15 protein-coding genes are annotated in these 18,050 nt (G+C 64.8%); 6 read left to right on the top strand and 9 right to left on the bottom strand.

The genetic code is table 11. The features are described from left to right. Positions 1–2: 2 nt before the first annotated feature. From AB0P23_RS08500 to AB0P23_RS08485, 4 genes are read right to left on the bottom strand one after another with little or no spacing between them, the layout of a single operon-like run. On the bottom strand, positions 3–836 hold the full coding sequence (locus tag AB0P23_RS08500) for an SDR family NAD(P)-dependent oxidoreductase (protein WP_363797251.1): 834 nt from the start codon (positions 834–836) through the stop codon (positions 3–5). After that, positions 833–2,356: an NAD(P)/FAD-dependent oxidoreductase gene (locus tag AB0P23_RS08495; protein ID WP_052060919.1), complete on the bottom strand. Its 1,524-nt coding sequence runs from the start codon at positions 2,354–2,356 to the stop codon at positions 833–835. Before AB0P23_RS08495 ends, AB0P23_RS08500 begins: the two co-directional genes overlap by 4 nt. Before the next feature lie 15 nt (positions 2,357–2,371). Next, complete coding sequence (locus AB0P23_RS08490; RefSeq protein WP_363797249.1) at positions 2,372–3,481, bottom strand: PDR/VanB family oxidoreductase; 1,110 nt, start codon at positions 3,479–3,481, stop codon at positions 2,372–2,374. Further along, entirely contained in the window at positions 3,478–4,392 is a 915-nt protein-coding gene (locus tag AB0P23_RS08485; RefSeq protein ID WP_027494703.1) for a metal-dependent hydrolase, read from the bottom strand. Before AB0P23_RS08485 ends, AB0P23_RS08490 begins: the two co-directional genes overlap by 4 nt. 102 nt (positions 4,393–4,494) lie before the next feature. Between AB0P23_RS08485 and AB0P23_RS08480 the strand changes: the two genes are divergently transcribed. From AB0P23_RS08480 to AB0P23_RS08470, 3 genes are read left to right on the top strand one after another with little or no spacing between them, the layout of a single operon-like run. Next, positions 4,495–5,076 carry a TetR/AcrR family transcriptional regulator gene (locus AB0P23_RS08480; protein WP_032368713.1) on the top strand — a complete coding sequence of 194 codons (582 nt, stop codon included), beginning with the start codon at positions 4,495–4,497 and terminating at the stop codon, positions 5,074–5,076. A 23-nt stretch (positions 5,077–5,099) separates the two neighbouring features. Beyond that, a complete protein-coding gene (locus AB0P23_RS08475; RefSeq protein WP_222081538.1) occupies positions 5,100–6,146 on the top strand; it encodes an ABC transporter substrate-binding protein in 1,047 nt (348 codons plus the stop codon). A 10-nt stretch (positions 6,147–6,156) separates the two neighbouring features. Beyond that, positions 6,157–7,044: a siderophore-interacting protein gene (locus AB0P23_RS08470; protein WP_363797247.1), complete on the top strand. Its 888-nt coding sequence runs from the start codon at positions 6,157–6,159 to the stop codon at positions 7,042–7,044. Between the two features lie 37 nt (positions 7,045–7,081). On the opposite strand, the gene AB0P23_RS08465 is transcribed toward AB0P23_RS08470, so the two are convergent. The 5 genes from AB0P23_RS08465 to AB0P23_RS08445 form a co-directional block, all read right to left on the bottom strand. Then, a complete protein-coding gene (locus AB0P23_RS08465) occupies positions 7,082–8,629 on the bottom strand; it encodes a long-chain fatty acid--CoA ligase (protein WP_363797245.1) in 1,548 nt (515 codons plus the stop codon). 134 nt (positions 8,630–8,763) lie between these two features. Continuing rightward, a complete protein-coding gene (locus AB0P23_RS08460) occupies positions 8,764–9,393 on the bottom strand; it encodes a TetR/AcrR family transcriptional regulator (RefSeq protein WP_322544802.1) in 630 nt (209 codons plus the stop codon). Positions 9,394–9,421: 28 nt separating this feature from the next. Further along, positions 9,422–11,596: a 3-hydroxyacyl-CoA dehydrogenase NAD-binding domain-containing protein gene (locus tag AB0P23_RS08455; RefSeq protein WP_363797243.1), complete on the bottom strand. Its 2,175-nt coding sequence runs from the start codon at positions 11,594–11,596 to the stop codon at positions 9,422–9,424. 24 nt (positions 11,597–11,620) lie between these two features. After that, entirely contained in the window at positions 11,621–12,775 is a 1,155-nt protein-coding gene (locus tag AB0P23_RS08450) for an acyl-CoA dehydrogenase family protein (RefSeq protein ID WP_363797241.1), read from the bottom strand. A 105-nt stretch (positions 12,776–12,880) separates the two neighbouring features. Further along, complete coding sequence (locus AB0P23_RS08445; RefSeq protein WP_032373535.1) at positions 12,881–13,579, bottom strand: FadR/GntR family transcriptional regulator; 699 nt, start codon at positions 13,577–13,579, stop codon at positions 12,881–12,883. A 192-nt stretch (positions 13,580–13,771) separates the two neighbouring features. Between AB0P23_RS08445 and AB0P23_RS08440 the strand changes: the two genes are divergently transcribed. From AB0P23_RS08440 to AB0P23_RS08430, 3 genes are all read left to right on the top strand, one after another. Further along, a complete protein-coding gene (locus AB0P23_RS08440) occupies positions 13,772–15,142 on the top strand; it encodes an SLC13 family permease (protein ID WP_363797239.1) in 1,371 nt (456 codons plus the stop codon). Between the two features lie 142 nt (positions 15,143–15,284). Then, positions 15,285–16,484 (top strand): CoA transferase, encoded by a 1,200-nt coding sequence (locus AB0P23_RS08435; protein ID WP_283541773.1) that lies wholly within the window; start codon positions 15,285–15,287, stop codon positions 16,482–16,484. Beyond that, on the top strand, positions 16,481–17,983 hold the full coding sequence (locus AB0P23_RS08430; RefSeq protein ID WP_363797237.1) for a carboxyl transferase domain-containing protein: 1,503 nt from the start codon (positions 16,481–16,483) through the stop codon (positions 17,981–17,983). The genes AB0P23_RS08435 and AB0P23_RS08430 overlap by 4 nt, the downstream gene beginning before the upstream one ends. The last annotated feature ends 67 nt before the right edge of the window (positions 17,984–18,050 follow it).

Here is an 18,050-nt window from a genome sequence, read left to right as displayed (position 1 = left end):
TGTCAGCGCGCCCGGCTGTGTTCGAGGTCGCGGATGATATCGCCGACTGCGTTGTCACGCAGTAGCTTCCACTCCAGGATCGGGTTGAGGATCCCACGGAACCAGAAGTACGGTGCCCACACTGCAGGGGCGATCAGCCGTGCTCGACGCGTACGGACCGCGTCGACCAGGAGGTCCGCCGCCCGTGGGGACGGGAGTCGACGGCTCAACGGCCAGGGGAGAAAAGCACCGATCCGCTGGCCCATCGGATCGTTGTCGAGGGTGTGGCGCGCCAGATCGGTGTCGACCACCCCGAAGTACGCCAGACCGGCCGATGCACCGACCGCGGCGAGTTCGATGCGTAGCGCGCGGCCCAGTTGTTCCACGGCGGCCTTGCTGACCATGTAGGCAGACCCGCCCATGCCGGGAGTGAATGCAGCACAGGACGATACGAGCAGAATGTGCCCACCACTGGTCACGATCTCGTCCGCCGCGGCGCGGACGATGGTGAGCACACCGCCGAAGTTGACCGCCATGACGGAGTCGAACACCGCGCGGTCGACGGTCCTGATGGTGGCAGGCGGCGGTGTGATGCCGGCGTTGGCGATCACGATGTCGATCCCGCCGAAGGCGCGCACCGTCGCCTGCACGCACTCCGTCATCGCCTCCGGATCCGTGACGTCCCCGGTCAACAGCAACACCCGTGCAGCGCCCGCCGCGTCGGTCGGGAAGCGAAGATCCACCACTGCCACGGATGCACCGGCGGCCACCAGTTTTGCTACGGTCGCGGCACCGATGCCGCGTGCACCGCCGGTCACCAGTGCGACCTTGCCGGTGAGGTCCATGTGGTTCCTCATGCGGACTCCTCGGTGACGGCGAGTGTGCCCGGCACATCGACAGTGGCACTGCGGCAGGAATAGTGGTCGAGTTCGATGGCCGACATACGACGGGTGAAGTTGCGTACCGAACCCGGCCAGTAGGTGACGTTGCGGCCCGATGGGCTCAGGTAGTAGCTGCTGCACCCACCCGAGTTCCACACCGAACCGGCCAACCGTTCGTCCGTGTAGTCCGCGAATTCCGTCTGTGCAGTGCGGGTGACGTCGATTGCGGCCAAGCTTTTGTCGTCCATCGCCCGCAGTGCTGCGAGAACGTAGTTCACCTGTGCTTCGATGGTGACGACCTGCGAGGTGTACACCACCGAGTTGGGGCCGAGCACCATGAAGAAGTTCGGAAAGCCGTGCACCGTCGTCCCTCGATACGACGACATCTCTCCGTCGGGCCAGGTCTGCGCCAACGACCGACCGCCACGACCGACGATGCGCCGAAAGCCTGAATGCCCGGCGACGGTGAAACCTGTTCCGAGAACGATGGTGTCGACCTCGTGGACCGTTCCGTCGGTCGTGACGACGCCCTCGGGCACGACGCGGGAGATGGCGGTGGTCTCGACGGTGACGTTGTCGCGGCACAGGGCGGGGTAGAACTTGTTCGAGAACGTCGGCCGCTTGCAGCCGAATGTGTAGGTGGGAGTCAGCTTCTCGCGGAGTACGGGATCCTTCACCTGTCTGCGTAGGTGAGCCCGGCCCAGTGCGGTCAACGGCGTCAGCAGGGCGCGGTGCCGAATCAGGCCGGGTACCAGAGCTTCCTGGAACAGATCGAACGTACGACGCATGGCGCGCTGAGCCGCCGGAAACTTCCTCAGCGCGGATCTGCCGGACTCGGAGATGGGACGGTCCGGGTGGGGAAGGATCCACGTGGGCGTGCGTTGAAAGAGCGTCAGATGTGCGGCCGACGGAGCGAGTCGGGGTACGAACTGCACCGCCGATGCGCCGGTGCCGATGACGGCGAGACGCTTACCCTCGGCCGAATGGTCATGGTTCCAGCGGGCCGAATGAAAGACGTTGCCTCCGAACGATTCCAGACCGTCGATACTGGGAGTGGCGGGTTCACTGAACGGGCCGAGGGCTCCGATCAGAATCCGAGAAGTCCATGTTCCGCCGCTCGTTCGCACGATCCAACGCGCCCGGTCGTCGTCCCACGTCGCGTCGAGCACCTCGTGTCCGAACCGGATTCGATTCCGGATACCGAACCGGTCGGTGCAGTCGTTGAGGTACTGCTCGATCTCGGGCTGCAGTGGATACAGGCGGGTCCAGTCCGGGTTGGGTGCGAACGAGAACGAATACAGCGCCGAGGGAATGTCGCACTGGGCGCCGGGATAGGTGTTCACGTGCCACGTCCCGCCGACCGCACTGTCACGCTCGAAGATCAAGAAGTCGCCGCGGCCTTCCTGTTCGAGCCTGATCGCAGCTCCGAGACCGCCGAAGCCGGCACCGATGATGGCGACGTCGATGTGCGCCGCGGCAGAGTCGTTGTCGGTCATGATGTGTGGCTCCTTCTACAGATCGAGAACGACGACGTCGCCGTCGACCGCGGCGCGTGACACGCACAGGGTGAGTGAGTTCTCGCGTTCGATGCTGCTCAGCACGCGATCGCGATGGTCGACGCGTCCGCCGGTGAGGCCGACGACGCAGGCACCGCAGAAACCTTGGCGGCACGAGAACGGCTGATCGGGACGGACTCGTCGGAGGGCGTCGAGGGCGGTCTCCTGTGCGCCGACTTCGACGGTGTCGCCGGACCGTGCGAGCTTCAGCACGAACGGACGGCCGTCGACCACGGGGGCGGGCGCGAACAGCTCGGTGTGGAACTCTCGAACGGCGGTACTTCGGGTGGCCTGCTCGCGCAGCCGGCGCGAGAGTGCCGCGGGGCCGCAGACGTACAGTGCGGAGGGTCCCGTCCCGAGATCGACGATGTCCGACGGACTCGGAAGTCCGTCCACGTCATCGGTTTTGATGATCACGTGACCGCGGGAGGTGAGCGCCGACTGCTGCAGTTCGGCGACGAACGGCAGGCTCGCGCGAGATCTCCCGTGGTAGTAGAGGGTCCACCGTGTGCCGTCGGCGACGGCGCGCTCGATCATGGACCGAATGGGGGTGATGCCGATGCCGGCCGCGACGAACAAGTAGTGCTCGGCGGCGGCCATGGGAAATGCGTTGCGGGGTCCACGGACTCGGAGGGTGTCTCCTGGAACGAGACCGTGTATCTCGGTGGAGGCCGTGCCGCCGGGGATCCTGCGGACACCGATGCGATATCGATCGCCTCCTGCCGGCTGACCTGCGAGCGAGTACTGCCGAACCGAGCCTGCCGGTGTGGTCACGTCGATGTGTGCACCGGGCAACCAGGTCGGCATTGCGCTTCCGTCGCTGCGACGCAGTAGAAGTGAGCGCACGTCCTCGGCCTCGTCGACGATCTCGTCGATGGTGGTCTCGAATTCGTAGCCGACGCATCGGCGCGGTCGCGCCGGGGAGAGGGCGGTGACGATGGACGAGTCGGTGACCAGTCTTGCGTACACCCGAGACGCCGCAGCGATGGCTCGGAGACCACGGCCGGGGTCGGTCACCGTGATCTCACCCAGATGGCTGTGCCTCGAGGCTGTTTCGGTGGTCACTGCTGGGCCGCCAGTGCTGCAGGTGACGTCGCCAGGTATCGCACGGCCTTGTCGATGTCGCCCATCTTCGATGGGTGAAAACCCGGTCGGATGTACAGGGCGAGTTGGACGAACAGAAACGACAGGCCAGGTATCAGTTGCTTGCGGGATGCTCGTGCGAAGGCGAGAGGCCAGGGGGTGCGAAGTCGGCGCTTCCCGGTGCGCGGGGTGGCTACCGAGTTCTTGTACAGGTACGCGGCGGTGCTGAACCAGAGCACGGCCAACCCCGCGCTGGCTATCACCGCGGTGCGGGCGCGGCGAAACGCACCCCCGTCGACGTACTGGAATGCGTCGAAGGCAACGTTGCGGTGTTCGAGTTCCTCGGCCCCGTGCCAGCGAAGCAGGTCCAGCATCGTCGGATCGACACCGAGGCGATCGAATTCGGTGTTGTCCAACAGCCATTCGCCCACTACTGCGGTGAAATGTTCGGCTGCGGCGTAGATCCCGAGGCGCTCGTTCAGCCACGCTTTGCCTGCGCGGCCGGTCAGTCCGTGATCGCCGAACACGACGCCCACCGCGAATCGAATGCGCTGCAGGATCGGCTCGATGTCGACGCCGTGCGCGACGAGGTACGTACGAAAGCTCTCGTGGGAGGACGCGTGCGTGGCTTCTTGTCCGACGAATCCGACGACCTCCTCGTGCAGTCTGCGGTCGTCGATGTACGGGAGCGCGAGGGCGAACACGTCGGCCATCGCCCGTTCGCCCTCGGGCAGCACCAGGTGCATCACGTTCCAGAAGTGCGTGGCGTACCACTCGTGCGGAATGTACTGCAGCGGAACGCCGGTCCAGTCGAACGTCACTGCGCGGGCCACGATCGCGTAGGACTCGTCCAGGTGGCGCGCATTCGGGTCGATCGCTCGGTCACGAGACATTCGAGCTCCATTCGTCGAGATGGTGATGCAGTGATGCTACATAGCAACAGATAGTGTTGCAATGTTGCATTCGATTATCGAGGGTGCCGTTAAGATCGGACGATGCATCCAGACGGTGACGACGGGCCGATCCTCGATGCCGCGTTGGAGTTGTTCGGTGAGGTCGGCATCCCCAGAACGACCATCGGGGACGTAGCCAAGCGCGCCAAGATCAACCGGGTGACGGTCTATCGCCGCATCGGATCCAAGGACGAGCTGGTGCGCGCGGTCATGGCACGTGAGTCGACGAGACTGTTCGTCGCGGTGGCGGCAGCGGCCGCCGAACAATCGTCTCGGGCGGATCGTGCCGCGCACGGATTCGCGACGACGATCGAGTCGGTGCGAACCAATCCCGTCCTGCTCAAGATGTTCGACTCCGAGAGTGCGTTGGTACTCGAACAGTTGACGACCAATGCGTCGACCCTGCTCGCGTCTGCAATAGACGCTGCCGCCCAGATCGCCCGGGGAGGGCTGGACTCGGACAGTTTCGCGGTACCCGACGCCCCGGAAATCGTGGTCCGCGTCGTGCATTCGATTCTGCTGACTCCGGCAGCCGGCGCTGCACTCGAGACGTACGACGATCTGCTGGCCTTCGCGCACCGCAGCATCGTGCCGTTGCTTGTCGGCGATGACCACCGCGGCTAGGAGTTAGGCTAGGCTGCCCAGTCATGCCTCGATTCTTCGTGTTCCACGGCCGTGCAACCGGCCGGATGAGACGTTCCGCCTCTGCCGGGCTGTACACGCTCGTCGGCGCACTCTCTCTGGCTCTGGTCGGATGCTCGAGCGCCACGTCGGAACCGTCCGGTCCAGCCGAGGCCGCCGGCACCAGGACGGTGCAGGACTACTTCGGCCCGGTCGAGGTTCCCGAGCGACCCGCCCGGGTCGTCGCCGCCGACCCCATCTCACTGGCACTGATGCTGTCGCTCGAGGTGAATCCCGTGGCCGCGTCCTTCAACCCGCTGGCGCTACCCGCGCACGTCGACGAGCGCATCGGCGACATCGCGAACATTGCGGGTGAGGGTGGCGGCTTCGATCCCAACGTCGAGGGAATTCTGGCTCAGGACCCCGACCTGATCGTGGTGGTCGCCGGGTACGACGGCGAAGGCGAGAAGGCCTGGAACAAGGAGATCTACGACAAGCTCGCGGCCAGCGGAGTGCCGACCTACGGCTTCGCCTACAACGACGGGGTGTCGCTCGAGGATGTCTCGCACGGGGTAGCGGCCGTAGGGGATGCGCTCGGAAAGCAGAGCCAAGCAACGGACCTCATGCAGGGGCTGACCGATCGAATGGCCGCGCTGAAGCAGCGGGTTGCCGACGCGGGCCTGGCCGACAAGCCGGTCTCCGCTGTTCGATTGAGCGAGCGTGGGGAGTACTCGATTCGCGTCGGCACGGGTGAGAGCATCGCCTTCCGCGGTGTGGGCATGGCGCAGCCCGAGGGCCAGCAGGATCCCAGTGTGTTCCGTATCGACATCACCGACGAGACGCTGAACATTCTGAACTCCGCCGACACCCTGTTCGTGTACACCGACCAGGGTGCCGACAGTGAACGGGACGCGATCAGTGCTGCACCGCTGTGGTCGACACTGCCTGCGGTGCAGCAGAATCGGGTGCACTGGGTCTCGGCGAGCGTGTGGAATTCGTCGGACCCGATCGGCCTGAACAGGATCATGGACGACATCGAAACGATGTTCGTCGAGCCGGCAGAGCAAAGCTGAACGCCCTGTCATGGCCGGTCGACGTGACGAGGGTGGATATCTCACCGCACGGGTAGTCCAATCGAAACGATTGTCACCGTCGCTGATTCGCGTCGTGTTCGATGCTTCCGCTGCACGCGGGTTCGAGTCGAGCGGAGTGCCCGACGAAATCGTGCACCTGTACTTTCCGGCCGACGGAGAGGACGTACCGCCCGAGATGACCCGACGCGACGGCGTTCTCGCGCACCATGACGACGTGGTTCGTGAATGCCGCAACTACACCGTCCGGTGCTGGGACGAGAACCGGATCACGATCGACTTCGTGGACCACGTCGGCGGCGTGGCCGCGGACTGGGCTCGCTCGGCCGAGCCGGGTACGGCGCTGGGGATGTGGGGAACACGGTCGTGGTACGAGCCGCCCGCCGACACGGAGTGGATGTTGTTGATCGCCGATCTACCGGGGCTACCCGCTCTGTGCCGTGCTCTCGAGCAGCTGCCTGCCGGACTCCGCGCGCATGCGATCGTCGAGGTGGCTCACGACGACGACGTGTTGGACGTTCGATCGGCGGCCTCGGTGACGATGGACTGGAGGGTGGCCGGAAACGGGCGCGCACCATCGCAACTCGTCGATGCTGTGCGCACGTTCCGAGTTCCGGCAGGAAACGGGTACGTCTGGTTCGGCGGGGAGGCGTCGGCGGGTAGAGGCGTACGTAAGTACTTCCGCTGTGAGGTCGGCTTCCCTGCTAGCCGCATGGCCGTCGTCGGATACTGGCGAGACGACAAGGAAGCATGGATCGAACGCTATGAGAGGGTCGCCGATTCACTGATCAGCGACTACGAGCACATCGCGTCCGCTGGCATGGGTGAGGCCGAGGCCGAGATCCACTGGGACGAGATTCTCGAGCGCGCCGGACTGTGACTCGAGGACTCGTCGGACAGCATCCACCGTCGCGTGATCACAGAACTGCGTCGGCCGATTCCTTGGCCACGTAGGCGTCACGTAAGTCGCGCTTGAGGATCTTGCCTGCTCCGCTCATGGGTAGCGCCGTCACGAACTCGATGGTGCGGGGAGTCTTGTACCCGGCAACGTAGGTGCGAGTGTGCTCGCGTAATTCGGCTGTCGTGGGTGAGAGTCCCTCGGCCAGAACGACACACGCATGAACTCGTTCACCCCACTCCTCGTCCGGAACGCCGATCACGGCGCAGGCCAGAACGGCGGGATGACGACTGAGCGCACTCTCCACCTCGGCGCTGTAGACGTTCTCGCCGCCGGTGATGATCATGTCCTTCAAGCGGTCGACGACGAACAGGAATCCGTCGGAGTCGAGGTAACCCACGTCGCCGGTGTGCATCCAGCCGTCTCGAACGGCGGCCGCGGTCTCCTCCGGCTTGTTCCAGTAGCCCAGCATCACATGACCGCCGCGGACGCAGATTTCGCCGACGTCACCGGTGGCGAGCTGCTCGTCATCCGGGCCGAGGATGCAGATCTCCGAGTGTGGGGCTGCGCGTCCCGCCGAGCCGATACGTTGTCCTACATGGTGTTCCGGCCACAGCAGAGATGCGACCGGCGCGAGTTCTGTCATGCCGTAGGCCTGAGTGAGGCGTGCCTGCGGAAGCCTGGCGAGGGTCCGCTCGAGAACACCGGCGGAGATGGGGGATCCTCCGTAGAGCACACGGCTCAGTGACGAGGTGTCGAACTCGCTCAACGTGGGGTGGTCGACGAGCAGCTGAATCATGGTGGGAACCAGCAACACATCGGTGACGGAGTGCTGTGCGATCGCGCCCAGTACCGCTGTCGGTTCGAAGAACGGAACCATGACATGGGTGCCACCGAGCATGACCTGCCCTACCCATGCAGCCAGATCGGCGAGGTGGAACATCGGTGCGGCGTGGAGCAGTACCGACGCATCGTCGAGCAGCTGTCCGGTGGCCACCGTCCCCAGGCCGGAGGTCACCAGATTCGCGTGGGAGAGCATGACGCCCTTGGGGAATCCGGTGGTACCGCCGGTGTAGAAGAGGCCGGCCAGGGCGTCGCCGCTGCGTCGTACATCGGGAACGGGATCGTGGGATGCCACCAGATCCTCGTACGACACCATGCCGTCAGGGGTGGAGCCGCCCCCGCAGTAGACGACGGTCGCCAAGTCGGGACACGACGCGCGTAGAGCCGGAACCATCGCTCCGAAGGTGTCGTCGACGATGAGTACCTTGGTCCCGGAGTCGTTGAGTGCATACGCAACTTCGACGGGTGACCACCGAATGTTGACGGGATTGAGCACGGCATCGGCCCACGGGACCGCAAGCAGGTACTCGGAGTAGCGGTCACTGTTGAACGCCAGCATTGCCACTCGATCGCCGCTCTCGACTCCGACGGAATGCAGACCGGCTGCCAACCTCGCCACACGATCGATCTGTTCCGAGAAGGTGCGCACGCGATCGCCGAACACCGTTGCAGCGCGATCAGGTGTGGTGGCTGCGGAGCGATGGAGGCCTTGAGTGAGATACATGGCGAGGTCCCTTGTGCGAGAGGGGGCGCGGTACGCCCGAGTGAATACGGTCACAGTTCCACCTTGTTGGCGTGGTGTCAATAGCGAAGCAATGGGTGATCGACGGGATGTGAACCGTGAAAAGGATTGCCCAGCTACCGTTCTGGGGCGTTGTCGAGAGAGCGTGCGGTGGAGAGAACGGTGACGAGCACGTCTGTCAGAAGTGTTTCCACCTGGTCCCGGGTCAGCGTGCCGCGCACCAGCCACTCGCGGCCTGCCGCCTTCACCATGCCGCCGAACGCCCGCACTGCCGATGTTGCGATGCGTCTGTCGCCGCGTTGTGTCTCGAAAGCCGTTGCGTCCAAGACACGCTCGGCCGCAAGGTCGTCCGCCTCGTCCAGAATCTGCGCCACCTGCTGGTCCACGCCCGAGCCGCTCGCCACCGACACCCACGCCGTTCCGTGTGCCTCGATGACGCCCACCAGCCAGTGCACACTCCCGCGAGCCCTCTCCTCGACCGAGCCCGTGGGCAAGTGCACGTCCTCGATCGGCGGCACGGTGACCAGGAAACGTACACACTCGAGGTACAGATCGCGTTTGCTGCCGATGTAGTGATGAATGAGCCCGCGTGCAACACCCGCAGCCGCAGCCACGTCGGCCATGGAGACCTCGGCGTACGGCTTGTCGCCGAACAAGCGAACGGCGGCGGCCAGGATCTGGGTCCGTCGCTCGTCCGGTTCCAGTCGATTCCACTTGGGTGTGCTTGCAGCCGGCATGGTTGTCATGATCGCACCGAACCGAGCGAGCGCGATCTCAGAGGTACCGCTCGGTGCGCGCTCGCAGCGACCTTGGTACGACGAACCTGTCGCCGTACCGCGCCCGCAGCTCGTCGGCTCGGCGCACGAATCCCGGGAGACCGCCGTCGAACTGATTGACGAACTGCAGCACACCGCCGGTCCAGGCAGGGAAGCCGATACCCAGAATGGAACCGATATTGGCGTCGGCGACTGTTCGGAGAACGCCCTCGTCGAGGCACGCGACCGAATCCAGCGATTGGGCGACGAGCATGCGATCCATCATGTCCTCGAACGGAATTCCGTGATCGGGGTCATGGTAGTGCTCCACCAGGCCCGGCCAGAGCTGGACCTTGCTGCCGTCCTCGGCGTACTCGTAGAACCCGCGCCCCGCCTTGCGGCCCGGACGGTCGAACTCGTCGACGAGGCGATCGACCAGGGCGTACGAATTCGAGACGGTCCAGGGGCGACGGTCCGCGCGAGCGGCCTCGGCCATGCCCTCTCGGATGTGCCGCGACAGGGTCAACGAAATCTCGTCCATCAGAGCCAGTGCGCCGGACGGGTAGCCGGCCTGGAGTGCGGCCTGCTCGACGGTGGCCGGATGCACGCCCTCCGCGACCAGCGAGATCGCCACGTCAATGAATCGGCCGATGACGCGGGTGGTGAAGAAGCCGTGACTGTCGCCGACGACGATGGGTGTCTTGCCGATCAGGCGGACGAAGTCGAATGCGCGGGCAAGAGCGGAGTCGCTGGTGTGTTCTCCCACCACTATCTCCACCAACGGCATCTTGTCGACGGGGGAGAAGAAGTGCGTGCCGATGAAGTCGCCGGCTCGCGAAACAGAGTGCGAGAGTTCGGTGATGGGGAGGGTGGAGGTGTTCGAGCACAGCAGCGCGTCGGCGGTCAGATACTTGTCGACGGCCTCGAAGGCACCCTGCTTGACGGCGGGATCCTCGAACACTGCCTCGACGACCAAGTCGCAACCCTCGGCGTCCGCCGCGTCGGAGCTGGGGGTGATGAGCGCGAGCACCGCATCGGCATCGGCCTGGCTTGCGCGGCCTTTCACGACAGCTTTACCGAGAACCGAACGTGCATAACTCTTCCCGCGCTCGGCGGATTCGATCGAGACATCACGGAGGATCACCGGAACCCCGGCCGAGGCGACGACGTAGGCGATGGCGGCACCCATCATTCCGGCCCCGATCACCAGCACTTTCTCGGGAACTCGATGTGGTTCGGCCGGAGGGCGGGAAGCGCCTTTGGTGATGGAGCCGAGATCGAAGAACATCGACTGGATCAGGTTGCCCGAGATCGGCCCGCAGGCGAGCGACGTGCAGTAGCGGGTTTCGACGAGCGAGGCGGCCTCGAAGTCGAGTACCGATCCTTCCACTGCCGCGGCAACGACTGCGATGGGGGCCGGCATCGGTGCGCCCTTGACCTGTTTACGCACTGTTGCCGTGAGTGCCGGCAGCTGCGCGGCCACAGCCGGTGCTGACGCCGTACCGCCGGGGATCGTGAATCCCGCCCTGTCCCAGGGCTGGAGGGCCCCGGGATTGGCGGTGATCCATGAACGTGCCTGCGCCATCATCTGCTCGTGGGTGTCGACGACCTCGTCGATGAGTCCGAGTTCGAGGGCCTGCGCCGGCCGATATCGCTGGCCCTGGCCCACCACCTGTGTCAGAGCCTTTACGATGCCGAACATCCGAACCGTTCGGGTGACGCCACCGGCCCCGGGCAGCAACCCGAGGGTCACCTCGGGCAGCCCGAATCGAGCCTTGCTGTTGTTCAGGGCAATTCGATGATGGCAGGCCAGGGCGATCTCGAAGCCGCCGCCGAGTGCGGTGCCGCCCAGTGCGGCCACGACCGGCTTGCCGAGCGTCTCGAGCCGCCGAAACTTGTCCTTCGTGAAATCGAGCGCACCCGCGATGGCTGCATGGTCGGACGGACCGGCGTCGCGCAGCAATTCGAGGTCGCCACCGGAGAAGAACGAATCCTTGCCCGACGTGACGACGATGCCGTCGTACGCATCGAGTTCGGTCTCGAGCCAGTCGACGGTCTGCTCGAGCGATTCACCGAATGCCGCGTTCATGGTGTTCGTGGAATGCGCAGGATCGTCGATCGTCAGAACGACGATACGGTCGGTACCGATCTCGCCGGTGATGGTGGAAGTGTGCAGTGCGGCTGGGCTGTTCATCGGATCCTCGGGTCGGTGCGGGTTCTACAGAGAGCGAGAGATGAGGTCTTTCATGACTTCGTTGGCACCGGCATAGATACGGGCGATGCGACCGTCTACGAACATGCGGGCGATGGGGTATTCCTCCATGTAGCCGTAGCCGCCGAAGAGTTGCAGGCAGCGGTCGACCACCTCGAATTGTCGATCGGTGGTCCAGTACTTGACCATCGCAGCCGTCGTCACGTCCAGTGACCCCGAAATATGTTGGGCCACTGCGTCGTCGACGAAGGTGCGGACGACGCGGCCGATGGTGGCGCACTCGGCGAGCTCGAACTTGGTGTTCTGCAGGTCGAAGAGTGTCTTTCCGAAAGCGTTGCGCGACTTGGTGTAGTCGACGGTCTGCTCGACGGCGGCGTCGATCATCGCCGCTGCGGCGATACCGCAGATCAGCCGTTCCTGGGGGAGTTGCTGCATCAACTGCGCGAAGCCGCGACCTTCTTCACCCAGCAGATTGGCGGCCGGGACGCGTAGACCGTCGAAACTGAGTTCTGCTGTGTCCTGGCCTTTCTGGCCGATCTTGTGCAGTACCCGTCCGCGGTGGAAGCCTTCGGTGTCGTCGGAGACCTCGGCCACGAGCAGCGATAACCCGCGGGCTCCGGCGTTTGGATCTGTCTTGGCGGCGATGATGATCAGATCGCAGTGAGCTCCGTTGGAAATGAACGTCTTTCCGCCCGTGACCACGTACTCGTCCCCGTCGCGCACCGCGCGGGTGGTGATGCCCTGGAGGTCCGAGCCGGTTCCCGGTTCGGTCATCGCGATCGCGCCGATCCACTCGCCGGAGCACAGCTTCGGTAGCCAGCGCTGCTTCTTCTCCTCGGTTGCGTACGCAAGGATGTAATGCGGAACGATGCCGCTGTGCACACCCAACTGCATGGCCGAGTCGCCTGCGCGGACCTGCTCCTCGAACAGCACCGCCTCGTGGCGGAAGTCGCCGCCGCCTCCGCCGTACTGCTGGGGTATCGACATTCCCAGGAGTCCATGGTTGCCCGCACTCCGGTAGACCTCCCGGCTGGGGCGTCCGGCCGTCGCGAATTCCTCGCGGTGCGGCGCGACCTCCTTCTCGAAGAAGCTGCGGGCGAGCTGTCGGACGTCGGCGAGATCGGTGGTGACGTCGTCGGTGCGGTCTGCGAGTGCAGTCATAGAGGTCCTCGGGTCGGAGCGTACGACGCGTTGTTGGCGCTGTGCCAATAACGATGCACCGACGTGGCCACGGATGTCAACCATGTTCTGCGGCGGGTGAGTTCTCTAGCTGTCTGCGGAGCGGAGTAGTGCAACGTCCGAGACGAGGCGGATGTGCTCGGCCATCGCGCGTCCGGCCTCGACCGAATTCTGTTGTCGCACAGCGTCGGCGATGCGGCGGTGGTGTTCCAGTGAAGTCTGCGGACGGTTCGACTGCGACAATGATTCGATTCGAGTTTCGCGAATCAGGCCGGCGATTTCACCCATGAGGCGGGCGAGTAGCGGCGAGTGTGCGGCCTCGGTGATGGCGTGATGGAACAGCTCGTCGCCGGAGTCGCCGCGATTTCCGTCGGTGATCTCCGAGGCCATCACCGACAGGGCATGGTCGATCGCCGCCATTTCGGCGTCGCTGCGGCGGTTTGCGGCGAGCTCGGCGAGCTTGACCTCGAGTGCCTCGCGGGCTTCGATCACCTCGGGCAGACGATCGGCGTGCTCACGGAGGGCGCGAATGGCCATGTCTCCCACGGGCCGTCGCACGAGTACCGCTCCGTCGCCGTGGCGGACGGCCAGTATGCCCTGTACTTCGAGTGCAACGAGGGCCTGGCTCAGTGAGGCTCTGCTGACGCCGAGGTGACCCGCCAGTTCACGCTCGGGCGGGAGTCGATCGCCGGGCTTCATGTCGCGATCGGCGATGTGTTTGCACAGCTGCTCCACGATGACCTCGTACAGCCGTGGTCGGGTCACCGGGCGAATTTGCTCAGCCACTGTGTCACTCGCTCTCTGCTCCTCTGGACCCCCACCTTAACCGTCGGATAGCTAGTGGCCCGGGTCATAGCAACTGTTGGCAAGTGATCCACTTCACTGGTTCAGTCTGTAAAGACTCAGTGGCTAGTCCAATTGGCCACGGAACCCGAGCGCCCGCTCGGGGGACAACCTCAGACGAACCGGAGACCTTCGATGTCGACCGAGTTGATACCCATCATTGCGCTCGTCGTCATGTTCCTCGCTGCGACCGTGTTCCCGGTGAACATGGGCGCGCTGGGGTTCGTGGCGGCGTTCTTCGTCGGAACCATTGCCGTGGGCATGGGCACCGACGGCATCATCGCCGGCTTCCCGAGCAGCTTGTTCCTGACGCTGGTCGGTATCACCTACCTCTTCGCGATCGCCCAGAACAACGGCACGGTCGACCTCCTGGTCCGCGGTGCGGTGCGGCTGGTCGGTGGCCGGGTCGCCCTGATTCCGTGGGTCATGTTCGGTATCACCGGCGTGCTGACCTCCATCGGAGCGCTGGGACCGGCAGCCGTGGCCATCGTCGCACCGATCGCACTCGGCTTCGCGGCGCGGTACAAGATCAATGCCCTGCTCATGGGCATGATGGTCATTCATGGCGCACAGGCGGGCGGGTTCTCGCCGATCAGCATCTACGGCGTCACGGTCAACAACATCGCTCAGAAGGCGGGGCTGGTCAACAGCCCACTCACCTTGTTCCTGGGCAGCATGCTGTTCAACGCGGCAATCGGTGCGTTGCTGTTCATGTTCCTGGGCGGACGTGCACTTCTCGGTCGTAGCGTGCACGACGAGGACGGCACCCGCCCCGAGGGAGATTCGGGCGGAGTAGGCGGGGGTGGCTCGAGGACTGTGATGCGCGGCTTCGGATCGTCGACGCCCAAGCCGTCCGGTCAGACGGTCACGGTCGAGAACGCGCCACCCCTGGCCACTGCCGTCAAGGCCATCACGTTCGATCAGATCCTCACGCTCGTGGGGCTGGCCTCGCTGGCGTTGTTCTCACTCGTCCTCGATCTCGATGTCGGCTTCGTGTCGATGACGGTCGCCGTGGTCCTCGCCCTGGCGTCGCCCAAGGCGCAGAAGGGTGCGATCAACCAGATCAGCTGGTCGACGGTATTGCTCATCGGTGGCGTGCTGACGTTCGTCGGCGTGCTGCAGGAAGCCGGCACGGTCGAGTACGTCGGTGATGCGGTTGCCGGCATCGGTATTCCGCTGCTCGTGGCTCTGTTGCTGTGCTACATCGGTGCCATCGTCTCGGCGTTCGCGTCGTCGACGGCCATCCTCGGCGTCACCATCCCACTGGCCGTCCCGTTCCTGCTCGCCGGCGAGGTCGGTGCCATCGGCGTCATCGTGGCCCTGTCCATCGCCTCGACGATCGTCGACGTCAGTCCCTTCTCCACCAACGGCGCTCTGGTGCTGGCCAACGCCCAGGACATCGATCGGGACGTCTTCTACAAGCAGATCCTGAAATACAGCGCGTTGGTCGTCGTCGTCGGTCCGTTGATCGCCTGGGCGGTACTGGTCGTGCCCGGCTGGCTCTAGCTCTCGAGCTGCGCGGACGTAGGAGAACTCGATCTTGACTTCCCCCCGGATCGCTGGTCCAATGAAATTGGCTAGGCCACTGACCCAATGGGCCACACTGGCGATTCACCCCCTCATTGCTTTCGACGTAAGGATCAATTCGATGCCCCTCAACACGACAGGCAGAACCGGACCGCTCGACGGCACCGTGGTGGTGGATCTGACGCGCGCCCTGGCCGGCCCGCACGCGGCGATGATGCTCGGAGATCTCGGTGCGGACATCATCAAGGTCGAGACCCCCAAGGGCGGCGACGACACTCGGGTGTGGGGCCCGCCGTTCGTCACCCCGCGTGACGCGGAGCGCGAATCGACGTACTTCCTCTCGGCCAACCGCAACAAGCGGTCCATCGCGCTCGACCTCAAAACCGACGATGGCCGAGAAGCGTTGGAGCGCATGATCGAACGCGCGGATGTTCTGCTCGAGAACTTCCGCACGGGAGTGCTCGATCGGCTCGGCTTCTCGCCCGAGCGCATCGCCGAGATCAACCCGCGCACGGTCGTGCTGTCGATCAGTGGATTCGGACACGACGGCCCCGAGGGTGGCCGATCCGGCTACGACCAGATCGCTCAGGGCGAGGCCGGGTTGATGTCGTTCACCGGCTCCGGTCCCGACGATGTTCAGCGCGTGGGGGTTCCGATCGCAGACCTGCTCGCCGGAATGTACGGAGCGTTCGGCGTTCTCGCTGCGCTGCGCGAGCGCGACCGCACCGGCCGCGGCAAGGTGGTTCGAACGTCGTTGCTGGCCAGTGTCGTCGGAGTGCACGCCTTCCAAGGCACCAAATGGACCGTGGCAGGCGAGATCGGTGAGGCGCAGGGCAACCACCACCCGTCGATCTGCCCGTACGGCCTCTTTCCCACCGCCGATGGAGCCGTGCAGATCTCGGTGGGCAGCGAGGGCCTGTGGCACCGCTTCTGTGAAGGATTCGGTATCGATCCCGACCTCGAGGGCATGGCGACCAACCCGCAACGCGTCGACAGTCGCGACGACGTCGTCGAACTCGTGTCCAAGATCTTCCGCACCTACGAGACCGAGCCGTTGTTGGCACTTCTCGACCAAATAGGCGTCCCCGCAGGCAAAGTGCGCAACGTGCAAGAAGTGTACGAGTGGGAGCAGACCAAGTCTCAGGGACTGCTCATCGACGTCGAACACGAGGCTCTCGGCACGGTGACCCTGCCCGGGCCGCCGCTGCGATTCTTCGAATCCGACGGCACGGAGGTCACCGAGAACCGGCATCTGGCACCGCCGGTTCTCGGAGCCGACGACGAACTCGTCCGCGACTGGTTGAAAGAAGCGATCCGATGACGAGGATGACCGCGCTCGAACTCCTCGATCTGGTGATCGATCCCGGAAGTTTCGAGTCGTGGGACAGCCCGGCTGCCGATTACGTCATCGACGACGAGTACGCGAACGAACTGGCTGCGGCGCGTGAGAAGACGGGTCTCGACGAATCCGTTCTCACCGGATCCGCGACCGTGCGCGGACGCACGGTGGCAATCCTGTTGGGCGAGTTCGCTTTTCTTGCCGGGTCCATCGGGGTGGCCGCGGGTGAACGCTTGGTCAGTGCGGTGCACCGATCCACCGATGAGCGGCTTCCGTTGCTCGCGTTGCCGACCTCGGGTGGAACGCGCATGCAGGAGGGCACCGTCGCGTTTCTGCAGATGGTCAAGATCACCGCGGCGATCACCGCACACAAGGCGGCGAATCTGCCGTACATCGTCTATCTGCGGCACCCCACCACCGGCGGCGTCTTCGCATCCTGGGGATCGCTCGGTCACGTCACCGTTGCCGAGCCCGGCGCGCTCGTCGGGTTCCTCGGGCCCCGCGTCTACGAGGCGTTGTACGACGCGAAATTCCCCGCCGGCGTGCAGACCTCGGAGAACCTGCAGGCGCACGGACTCATCGACGCCATCCGTCCGCCCGAGCAGCTCGGTGAGATCGTCGACCGGGCACTACGCATCATGACCGACGTGCCGTCGTGTCGCGTCCGGCATTCCGATGCTCTCGAGTGGGAGATCGAGGACGTGCCGGCATGGACCTCCATTCTGGCCTCACGCAGGAGCGATCGGCCTGGGGTACGCGAATTGCTGTTCAACACAGCGGCAGACGTGTTACCGCTCAACGGAACCGGTCAGGGCGAGTCCGATCCGGGCCTCATTCTGGCGCTCGTCCGGTTCGGCGACATGCCGTGCGTTCTGCTCGGGCAGGACCGGAGGAGTCAGACGACGAAGACGCCACTCGGCCCCGCGGCTCTGCGTGAGGCCCGACGCGGCATGCGGCTGGCGCAGGATTTGAGGCTTCCCCTCGTCACCGTCATCGATACTGCCGGTGCCGCGCTGTCCAAGGAGGCGGAGGAAGGCGGCCTGGCCGGCGAGATAGCACGGTGCATCGCAGACATGGTCGACCTCGAAACCCCTACGCTCTCCTTGCTGTTGGGGCAGGGAACCGGCGGCGGTGCCCTTGCGTTGGTGCCCGCGGATCGAGTTCTCGCTGCTCAGCACGCCTGGCTCTCGCCGTTGCCGCCCGAGGGTGCCTCGGCCATCGTGCATCGCGACACCACTCACGCCGCCGAGATGGCGACCAAGCAGGGAGTGCGCTCGCTCGATCTCTTCCGGGCCGGTGTCGTCGACATCATCGTTCCCGAGTTGCCCGACGCCGCAGATGAATCACAGCAGTTCTGCGATCGAGTGGGCGCGGTATTGCACCGAGAACTTGCCGAGCTGATCGCCCAGGACCCCTCGATGCGCATAATCGCCCGCGAAAAGCGTTTCAATCGAATCGGTTTTGCCGCTGCCGCTGTGTGATTTCCCGCCGAACTCGAAGTTATGGACGGATTCGAGTCCGTTTTCATCCATTACTTCGAGTTCGGCG

This window comes from Rhodococcus sp. NPDC077669 (assembly GCF_040686915.1).
GTDB classification, from domain to species: Bacteria; Actinomycetota; Actinomycetes; order Mycobacteriales; family Mycobacteriaceae; genus Rhodococcoides; species Rhodococcoides fascians.
This window is presented reverse-complemented; position numbering and strand designations above follow the sequence as displayed.